The organism is Serratia sp. CY74737, assembly GCF_052166775.1.
Taxonomy (GTDB): domain Bacteria; phylum Pseudomonadota; class Gammaproteobacteria; order Enterobacterales; family Enterobacteriaceae; genus Serratia; species Serratia ureilytica.
The window spans coordinates 74,300-84,100 of the sequence record NZ_JBJNOF010000010.1; the positions used below are offsets into that span (position 1 = coordinate 74,300).

At 61.0% G+C, this 9,801-nt stretch carries 9 protein-coding genes; 4 read left to right on the top strand and 5 right to left on the bottom strand.

Annotation, left to right across the window (positions count from 1 at the left end; genetic code table 11):
- Nucleotides 1-16 precede the first annotated feature (16 nt).
- Together aat and infA are read left to right on the top strand one after the other, a co-directional pair.
- Nucleotides 17-742, top strand: a complete 726-nt coding sequence (gene aat, locus ACJ8PE_RS15675) for a leucyl/phenylalanyl-tRNA--protein transferase (RefSeq protein ID WP_033642550.1) — start codon at nucleotides 17-19, stop codon at nucleotides 740-742.
- A 105-nt stretch (nucleotides 743-847) separates the two neighbouring features.
- Complete coding sequence (gene infA / locus ACJ8PE_RS15680) at nucleotides 848-1,066, top strand: translation initiation factor IF-1 (RefSeq protein WP_002211347.1); 219 nt, start codon at nucleotides 848-850, stop codon at nucleotides 1,064-1,066.
- A gap of 205 nt (nucleotides 1,067-1,271) precedes the next feature.
- Here the strand turns inward: infA and clpA are convergent, their stop codons facing one another.
- Both clpA and clpS read right to left on the bottom strand, forming a co-directional pair.
- Nucleotides 1,272-3,551, bottom strand: a complete 2,280-nt coding sequence (clpA, locus tag ACJ8PE_RS15685; protein ID WP_025302261.1) for an ATP-dependent Clp protease ATP-binding subunit ClpA — start codon at nucleotides 3,549-3,551, stop codon at nucleotides 1,272-1,274.
- 27 nt (nucleotides 3,552-3,578) lie between these two features.
- Nucleotides 3,579-3,899 (bottom strand): ATP-dependent Clp protease adapter ClpS, encoded by a 321-nt coding sequence (gene clpS / locus ACJ8PE_RS15690; RefSeq protein WP_004928347.1) that lies wholly within the window; start codon nucleotides 3,897-3,899, stop codon nucleotides 3,579-3,581.
- A gap of 355 nt (nucleotides 3,900-4,254) precedes the next feature.
- Between clpS and cspD the strand changes: the two genes are divergently transcribed.
- A complete protein-coding gene (gene cspD, locus ACJ8PE_RS15695; RefSeq protein ID WP_004928349.1) occupies nucleotides 4,255-4,476 on the top strand; it encodes a cold shock-like protein CspD in 222 nt (73 codons plus the stop codon).
- Between the two features lie 87 nt (nucleotides 4,477-4,563).
- Here the strand turns inward: cspD and macB are convergent, their stop codons facing one another.
- Nucleotides 4,564-6,510: a macrolide ABC transporter ATP-binding protein/permease MacB gene (macB, locus tag ACJ8PE_RS15700; protein ID WP_033642549.1), complete on the bottom strand. Its 1,947-nt coding sequence runs from the start codon at nucleotides 6,508-6,510 to the stop codon at nucleotides 4,564-4,566.
- Nucleotides 6,510-7,625, bottom strand: a complete 1,116-nt coding sequence (macA, locus tag ACJ8PE_RS15705) for a macrolide transporter subunit MacA (protein ID WP_197793200.1) — start codon at nucleotides 7,623-7,625, stop codon at nucleotides 6,510-6,512. The genes macB and macA overlap by 1 nt, the downstream gene beginning before the upstream one ends.
- Before the next feature lie 194 nt (nucleotides 7,626-7,819).
- Between macA and ACJ8PE_RS15710 the strand changes: the two genes are divergently transcribed.
- The gene (locus ACJ8PE_RS15710; RefSeq protein ID WP_033642547.1) at nucleotides 7,820-8,773 is read left to right on the top strand and encodes a VirK/YbjX family protein; all 954 of its coding nucleotides are present in this window, start codon (nucleotides 7,820-7,822) and stop codon (nucleotides 8,771-8,773) included.
- Between the two features lie 14 nt (nucleotides 8,774-8,787).
- Here the strand turns inward: ACJ8PE_RS15710 and ACJ8PE_RS15715 are convergent.
- On the bottom strand, nucleotides 8,788-9,801 hold a 1,014-nt coding region (locus ACJ8PE_RS15715), incomplete at its 5' end, for a DUF2813 domain-containing protein (RefSeq protein ID WP_442536804.1).

The window sequence follows — 9,801 nt, forward strand, 5'->3', positions numbered from 1 at the left end:
GACGCAGAGACCCTGTATGCGCATCGTTAAGCTCTCCCCGCAGTCGCTGGCGTTTCCCTCGCCTGAGGGCGCCCTGCGCGACCCCAACGGCCTGCTGGCGATCGGCGGCGATCTCACGGCGCCGCGGCTGCTGGCGGCCTACGAGCGCGGCATCTTCCCCTGGTATTCGCCGGGAGAGGCCATCCTGTGGTGGTCGCCCGATCCGCGTGCGGTGCTGTTCCCGGCCGAGTTTCATCTTAACCGCAGCCTGAAACGCTTTCTGCGCCACGATCCGTTTCGCATCACGCTCAATCACGACTTCGCCGCGGTGATCGCCGCCTGCGCCCACCGGCCGGATGAAGGCACCTGGATCGGCCCGGAGGTGCAGCGCGCCTATCAGCATCTGCATCGCCTCGGCTACGCGCACTCGGTGGAGGTCTGGCAGGATGATCAACTGGTTGGCGGCATGTACGGCGTGGCGCAGGGCGCGTTGTTCTGCGGCGAATCGATGTTCAGCCGCGTCACCAACGCCTCAAAATGCGCATTGATGGCCTTTTGCCGCCATTTTGCCGCTTATGGCGGGGAATTGATTGACTGCCAGGTGCTGAACGCTCACACTGCCCGCCTTGGCGCGCGTGAAATTCCGCGCCGTCAATTCTTGCAGCAGCTCAGCACCCTTCAACGGCGGCCTTTGGCGCCGGCGTGCTGGGCGCCGCAAGTCATATCCCCACAGCCGGTTGAACCGCCCTATCCAGTAAACTAATTGATGGAAACGGTGCAATGTTCACCGACACATCTTTACATAATGGGGGTTTTTCGGCATTATCTTGCCGGTTAAAAACTAAGGTAGTTAGACCTAGAGGATTCGATGGCCAAAGAAGACAATATTGAAATGCAGGGCACCGTTCTTGATACGCTGCCCAACACCATGTTCCGCGTTGAATTGGAAAACGGGCACGTGGTAACCGCACACATCTCCGGTAAAATGCGTAAAAACTATATCCGCATCCTGACGGGCGACAAAGTCACTGTAGAGCTGACCCCGTACGACCTGAGCAAAGGCCGCATTGTCTTCCGTAGCCGTTAATCGGCTCACCGCGCGCCACACGCTGGCGGCATCGAGGATGTAATCCCTCGGGAGCCCTTTCCGTTTACCCCCGCAGCGACGTTAAACAACGGGTTGCAGGTGCGCAGGTAAACTGAGAGGGCTCACTCGTTTCTGTTGTACGGTGAATCTCACCCATAAAAAAAGCGATGCCGAAGCATCGCTTTTTCTTTGCCTGAAGGCAGCCTTAGTGCACCGCGCCCTCGTCCGCCTTGCGCTTGGCGGCGCTGAGGAAGTGGTAAGTCAGCTGTTTCTTGTCCTTGTCCAGCTCGACCTTCACGGAACCGCCGTCCACCAGCGAACCGAACAGCAATTCGTTGGCCAACGGTTTCTTCAGGTTTTCCTGCATGACGCGCGCCATCGGACGAGCGCCCATCGCACGGTCGTAGCCCTTCACCGACAGCCAGTCGCGCGCTTCGTCGCTCACTTCCAGCGACACGCCCTTCGCATCCAGCTGCGCCTGCAGTTCGACGATAAACTTGTCGACCACCTGCTGGATCACCTCGGTAGACAGATGGTTGAACCAGATGATGTTGTCCAGACGGTTGCGGAATTCCGGCGTAAACACCTTCTTGATCTCTTCCATCGCGTCGGTGCTGTTGTCCTGCTGCACCAGGCCGATCGACTTGCGTTCGGTTTCCCGCACACCGGCGTTGGTGGTCATCACCAGGATCACATTGCGGAAGTCCGCCTTGCGGCCGTTGTTGTCCGTCAGCGTGCCGTTGTCCATCACCTGCAGCAGCAGGTTGAACACGTCCGGATGCGCCTTCTCGATCTCATCGAGCAGCACCACCGCATGCGGATGCTTGATCACCGCATCGGTCAGCAGCCCGCCCTGATCGTAACCGACGTAGCCCGGAGGCGCGCCGATCAGACGGCTGACGGTATGCCGCTCCATGTACTCGGACATGTCGAAACGCAGCAGCTCGATATCCATCGCCTTGGCCAGCTGTACGGTGACCTCGGTTTTCCCGACCCCGGTCGGCCCGGCGAACAGGAAGGAACCGACCGGCTTGCGCTCGTGGCCCAGACCGGCGCGGCTCATCTTGATCGCTTCCGTCAACGCTTCGATCGCCTGATCCTGGCCGAATACCAGCATCTTCAAGCGATCGCCCAGGTTTCTCAGCACGTCGCGATCGCTGGCCGACACGGTTTTCTCCGGGATGCGAGCGATACGCGCCACCACGGATTCGATATCGGCCACGTTGACGGTTTTCTTGCGCTTGCTGGCCGGCATCAACCGGCTGCGGGCGCCCGCCTCGTCGATCACGTCGATCGCCTTGTCCGGCAGATGGCGATCGTTGATGTATTTCACCGACAGCTCCACCGCGGCACGGATCGCCTTGGCGGTATAACGCACGTCGTGGTGCGCTTCATACTTGGTCTTCAGGCCGTTGATGATCTGAACGGTCTCTTCCGCCGTCGGTTCGGTGATGTCGATCTTCTGGAAACGGCGCGCCAGAGCGCGATCCTTTTCGAAGATGTTGCTGAACTCCTGGTAGGTGGTCGAGCCGATCACCCGGATCTTGCCGCTCGACAGCAGCGGTTTGATCAGGTTGGCGGCATCCACTTGCCCGCCGGAAGCCGCACCGGCGCCGATGATGGTGTGAATTTCATCGATGAACAGGATGCTGTTCTGATCCTGTTCCAGCTGCTTGAGCAGCGCCTTGAAGCGTTTCTCGAAGTCGCCGCGGTATTTGGTGCCGGCCAGCAGTGAACCGATATCCAGCGAATACAGCGTGCAGTCCGCCATTACTTCCGGCACGTCGCCCTGCACGATACGCCAGGCCAGGCCTTCAGCGATGGCGGTCTTGCCCACGCCGGATTCGCCGACCAGCAGCGGGTTGTTTTTACGACGACGGCACAGCACCTGAATCGCGCGCTCCAGCTCACGATCGCGGCCGATCAGCGGATCGATGCCGCCCACACGGGCCAACTGATTGAGGTTGGTGGTGAAGTTTTCCATACGGTCTTCCCCTCCGGACTGCTCTTCGTTCACCGGGTTTTCCGCATTCGGCGCTTGGCCCGGCTCGTCTTTACGCGTGCCATGTGAAATGAAGTTCACCACGTCGAGACGGCTGACGTCGTGCTTGCGCAGCAGATAGGCCGCCTGCGATTCCTGCTCGCTGAAAATAGCCACCAACACGTTGGCGCCGGACACTTCGCTGCGGCCGGAGGATTGCACATGGAAGACCGCGCGCTGCAGCACGCGCTGGAAGCTGAGCGTCGGCTGAGTGTCGCGCTCTTCTTCGCCGGCGGGCAGCGTCGGTGTGGTTTGTTCGATGAAGGCTTCCAGCTCCTGGCGCAACGCGGCCAGATCCACCGTACATGCCTCGAGCGCTTCTCGCGCGGCAGGGTTGCTCAGCAACGCCAGCAACAGGTGCTCCACGGTCATAAACTCGTGTCTGTGCTCACGCGCCCTGGCGAAAGCCATGTTGAGACTGAGTTCCAGTTCTTGATTGAGCATAAGCACCTCCCCAATAGATTGCCTTATTCAGGCTTTTTCCAGCGTACAAAGCAACGGATGCTCGTTCTCCCTTGCGTACCGGTTCACATGGACGACTTTGGTTTCCGCCACCTCGGCGGTAAAAACACCACAGATCGCCTTGCCTTGATAGTGGACCGTGAGCATCAGTTGCGTTGCGCGTTCAATATCATAAGAAAAGAACTTTTGCAGAACGTCAATCACAAATTCCATCGGTGTGTAATCGTCGTTGTTAAGTATAACTTTATACATAGACGGCGGTTTTACCGCATCGATTTGTTTTTCTTCGGCCAAGTGTTCAAAGTTTAGCCAGTCGTTGTTATTGCCCATCGCTGCTCATCTTCTCTGCTCTGCCCTCTGATATGGGGACAGGTTTCGGTTATTCAAAGTGGGGATAGTTACTATTTTATCATCTTCGGCATCGTCCCGCCGCACTGTAACGTGCGCAAAAAAACGGGCCAATTGTGACTGAATCGTGGCAATAGCGTTACCTGCTTCAAACTTTGGTGAACTGCTCCCCGCCGACAAAAGCCGATCCCTTGACGCCCCGATCATTTGCTCTAGAGTGTAAATTCGTGGCTGGTGGTCTTTTAACCACCCCTTGTCCACCCTGCTACTCGCCCACGGCGAGTGCGAAATCAGTTATTCATCTCACTTAAAATAGCGTTGCGAGGGATGTAAAAGCATGGAGACGGGTACTGTTAAATGGTTTAACAACGCCAAAGGTTTTGGCTTCATCTGCCCAGCCGGCGGCGGCGAAGATATTTTCGCGCATTATTCCACAATCAAGATGGATGGTTACAGAACGTTGAAGGCGGGCCAGCAGGTCAGCTTCGACGTGCATCAAGGGCCCAAAGGCAACCATGCCAGTCTTATTGTGCCAGTGGAAAGCGAGGCGCTGTCCTAAACGCTTCCGGCAGCGTCGCGCTGCACTGACTCTGACTGCGATAAAAATGCCAGCCGCCGTGTGACTGGCATTTTTTATGCCTGTGACTTACTCGCGCGCCAGCGCATCGATCGGATTCAGCCGCGCGGCATTGCGCGCCGGCAGATAGCCGAACACCACGCCGATGCCGGTGGAACAGAGGAACGCGCTCAGCAACGCCGCCGGCGGGAAACTGATCTGCCAACCCGGCAACACCAGCTGCACCGCCAAACCGATAGCGAACGACAACGTAATCCCCAGCGCGCCCCCCACCAGGCAGACCAAGACCGCCTCGATCAGAAACTGCTGCAACACATCGCCGGAACGCGCGCCCACCGCCATGCGGATGCCGATCTCGCGCGTGCGCTCAGTCACCGACACCAGCATGATGTTCATCACGCCGATGCCGCCCACCACCAGCGAAATCACCGCCACCAGCGTCAGGAACAGCTGCAGCGTGCGAGTGGTTTTCTCCGCAGTTTGCACCAGGCTGTCCATGTTATAGGTGAAAAAATCCTTCTTGCCGTGGCGCAACGTCAGCAGACGCGACAGCTGTTGTTCCGCTTCCTTGCTGTCGTAGCCGTCGCGGATGCGCACGGTGATCGAGTCGAAATAGCTGTTGCCCATCAGCCGGTTGGCCATGGTGCTGTACGGCACCCACACGTTCAGCGTCTTGCTGCTGCCGAACATCGACTGCTTCTCTTTAGCCACGCCGACCACCGTCGCCGGCATGTTGCCCACCAGGATCACCTCGCCCACCACGTTTTTTTGGTGCGGGAACAGCCGCCGTTGGGTATTGGCGTCGATCACCACCGTCTGCGCCTGTGACTGCACCTGCATCGGGTCGATGCCGACGCCCTGGGTAAAGCTCATGCCGTACACGCGGAAGAACTGCTCGCTGACGCCGTTGACGTTGGCCGCCGCGTCGACGTTGCCCAGCCGCAGCCGCATGCTGCTGCTGATGCTCGGCGACAGCGCGCTGATGTACGGCTGTTCGCGCAGCGCGTCGAGATCCCCGTATTTCAACGATTGCCGGTAGGTCGGATCGTCGTCGCCGAAGTCCTTGCCGGGGTAGATATCGACGGTGTTGGTGCCGATCGATTTAATGTCCGCCAGCACCATCTGCTTGGCGGCGTCGCCGATCACCAGGATCGATACCACCGAGGCGATGCCGATAATGATGCCGAGCATGGTCAGCGCGGTGCGCATCTTGTTGGCCGCCATCGCGCGCCAGGCCATGACCAGCGCTTCGCGAAAGCGGCCGCCCATCTGCCGCCAGGAAGGCGCCGCGGCGGCCAGCGTCAGCGGCTTGGCCTGGGCATCCTCCGACGGCGCCGGACGGGAATCGGCGATGATTTCGCCGTCGCGGATCTCGATGATCCGTTCAGCCTGACGCGCCACCGCCGGATCGTGAGTCACCAGGATCACCGTGTGGCCCTGGGCGCACAACTGTTTGAGGATCGCCATCACCTCTTCGCCGGAATGGCTGTCGAGCGCGCCGGTCGGCTCATCCGCCAGGATCACCTGCCCGCCGTTCATCAGCGCGCGGGCGATACTGACGCGCTGCTGCTGGCCGCCGGAAAGCTGGCTCGGCCGATAGTTGACGCGCTCCCCCAGCCCCAGACGGCGCAACAGCGCCTCCGCCCGTTCGCGCCGCGCCGCTTTGCCCAGCCCGGCGTACACCGCCGGCACCTCGACGTTATGCGCCGCGCTCAGGTGCGGCAGCAGATGATAACGCTGAAAGATAAAGCCGAAATGCTCGCGCCGCAGCTGCGCCAGCGCATCGTCGCTCAGCGTCGCCACATCCTGGCCGGCCACCCGATAGACGCCGGCGCTCGGCTTGTCCAGGCAACCGAGAATGTTCATCAGCGTCGATTTGCCGGAGCCGGAAGCCCCCATGATCGCCACCATTTCACCGGCGTCGATGCTCAGACTGATCCCCTTCAGCACCTCCACCGTCTGCTCGCCGGAACGGTAGCTGCGGCGGATGCCGTTCAGCTGCAACAGCGCCGCCATCAGCCGGCCTCCACGCCGCCGCGGCTGACGATCACCTCATCGCCCGCCTCGAGCCCGCTGAGGATCTGCACATCGATATTGTTGCGCAGGCCGATGGCCACCTCACGCTTCTCTTCCTTGCCCTGTTTCAGCACCGAAACATGGTAGCGATTGTCGGCGATCTGATCGCCCAGCGCCGCCAGCGGGATCACCAGCGCCTGCTGGACGCCGGCCAGCTGAATGTGCACCTGCGCCGTCATTTGCAAGCGCAGCAGCCTTTCCGGGTTGGGCACTTCGAAACGCGCGTAATAGAAGATGGCGTTGTTGACCTTTTCCGGCGTCGGCTGAATGTCTTTCAGCACGCCGTCGAAGCGCCGGGTCGGATCGCCCAGCACTGTGAACCAGGCCTTCTGACCCGCCTTGAGGTTAATGACGTCGGCCTCCGAGACCTGCGCCTTCACCAGCATGGTGCCGAGATCCGCCAGCGTCAGAATGTTCGGCGCCTGTTGCGCCGCGATCACCGTCTGGCCCTGCAGCGTGGTGATCTGCACCACGTCGCCATCCATCGGCGCTTCGATGCGGGTATAGGCCAGATTGATCTTGGCGGTATCCAGGCTGGCCTGGTTGCGGGCGATCTGCGCATTGATGGTGCCTACCTGCGCCTTCTTCACCGCCAGCTGCGTCGCCGCCTGATCCAGATCCTGACGCGATACCGCCTGCAGTTTGGCCAGCGCCTGGTTGCGCTGCAGCGTAACCGCCGCCAGCTGCTGTTCCGCCTGTGCCTGCAGCAGTTGCGCATGCAGCTCGCGCAGCGTCGCCTCGCCTTCACGGATGCTGTTCTGCGCCTGTTGCGGATCGATAACCCCCAGCAACTGACCTTTCTTCACCTTGTCGCCGATCTCAACATACAGCTTTTCCAACTGCCCGCTGACCTGCGCGCCGACGTCAACCTTGCGCACTGCGTCCAGCTGGCCGGTCGCCAACACGTTCTGCTGCAGATCGCGCTTGGTGACCTTTACCGTTTTGAAATCGGTCGGCGCCGGATGGCGGAAGTGCCAAACGGCCGCCGCGGCAATCGCCGCAATCACCGCCAGTGCGAGTATCCAGCGGCGTTTATGTCCTTTAAACCCTGTCAAAATTGACCTGCCTGTGCTTGTGAATATCGACCGCCCATTGCGGCGGCGGAGCTAAATTAGCACGCACCGTAGGGAATAACTAAACCTTAGCTCAACACAATGTGGAGACACGCTTGGTTACAGTTCGGCATTGAACTCCCGTTTAGTGAAGCCTTGATGAAATAGCGCCATTCAACACAGCCAAGGATTTCATCATGTCACAGCTCAGCTACCCACTCGCCTCCGCCCGGCCGCTTAACGGCTGGCAACTGATGACGGCGCTGATCAATGGCGAAAAGGCACCGAGCAACGCCTGGAAAAAAACCTCGTTTCGCCTGAAGTTTCTCGGCCGTTCGCTGCTCAACTGGCGCACCACCAGCGGCCTGCTCAGCACCCTGGCCAGCAATCCGCTGCTGGAGGAGATCCTGAGTGCGCAGCCGAACCTGCCGTGCAAACTGCATCGTCCCTACCTGGCGGCCAACATGAGCAAGATCGAATGCCTGTTCGCCCTGCGCGATCATTACGATCTCATCGTACAGCGCATGCCGCTGAAGATGCGCCTCGGCCACCTCGGCCCGCACGCCTTCGTGCTGGCTAGCGCGATGGGCAAGAACGAAGCGCCGATCACGCTGGAACTGGCGGCGATCGACAAACTGAATAAGGAAGGGGAAGCCACGCTGCTGCTGCGCAACGCCAACGGCGTGATGCTGGCGGAGATCACCTTTGCGCTGATGCATTATCAGCAGCAGCCGACGTTGTTCATCGGCGGCCTGCAGGGCGCGAACCATGACGTGCCGCACGCCGAGATCCAGCACACCACCAAAGAGTGTCACGGCCTGTTCCCTAAACGGCTGGTGCTGGAAGGCATCTGCACGCTGGCGCGGCACCTCGGCATCCGCCAGATTGTGGCGGTCGGCAACGCCACCCATATCTATCAAAACTGGCGCTACCAGAGTAAGAAGAAGGACAAGCTGCACGCCGATTACGATCAGTTCTGGCTGTCGATGGGCGCCAAACCGCTCGACAGCGGCTATTTCCTGCTGCCCGAACGCATCGCCCGCAAGCCGATCGAAGAGATCGCCAGCAAGAAGCGCGCCGAGTATCGCCGCCGCTATCAGCTGCTGGACGAGCTGGAACAGGGATTGGCGGCGCACTTCTGCGCCCGATAACGCCCGGCGGGCCGTCAGTCCGCCCGGCCGCGCGCCAGCCAGATCACCCGTGAGAACATTTTCTTCAGCAGCGGCGGCACCGAGTCCGTGCCCCATTCGCCGGCCTGCATCGCGACCTCGATCGCCAGATCCGGCTTCGAAGAGTGGTGGACCGCTTTCAGGATCACCTTGCGCACCGGCATCTGCGCGTTGATCGGCACCGATGCCATTCGGTGATAGACCGGGGCGAACCCTTCGCGGAACATGAAGTGTTCCATGTCCGGCGCCGGCAGCGCGGTCAGCCGATCGCGTTCGTTGTCTTCATGATTGTCCAGCAGGCTGCGCACGGTGTTGGCGTACTTTTTGCCCGCCTCATCGCCGTCCACCAGCGCATGCCACTCGATGCCCATGCGGCGGGCGAAGCGCAGCAGCGGCTTCAGGCCGCACTGAGCGAATTCGATGACCCTTACCCCTTCCGCCTCGAAATGATAGCCGCACTGGCGCGCCAGTTCGTTCAGCAGCCACACTTCGGTCTCGCCCTCCACCAGTAGCCAGCAGCGGGCGAACAGCGACGACGGCCGGTTGAAACGGATGTGAAACGCGATGCGCCGCCCGTCTTCGGCGCTCAGCCCGCGCGGCCCGAGACGGTAGGTCGCGACGCGGCCCGACTCGCGCACCAGCCGGCACACGTGCTCCACCGGCACCAGCGACACCAGTTCGCTGGAGTTGGTGGTGGTGATGCGCTGCAGCGGCAGCTGATTGAGCAGCCCCCAGGCCACCGACAGCATGATCGGATGCAGGCGAGTTTCCGGGTCTTCCACCAGCAGCAGCGGCCGGGCGTGCGGATCCAGCTTGACGTCGCCCTTGGCCTGCAACAGGGTGGAAAACATCCCCAGCAGGATCAGACGCATGCTGCGGCTGTTCGGTTCGGCCACCATGCGGTTGATGCCGTCCAGCGCGCGCCAGGCGTCCTGCTCCGGTTCACCGCCGCGGGGGGGGGGGGGGGGGGGGGGGGGGGGGGGGGGGGGGGGAGGGGGGGGGGGGGAGGG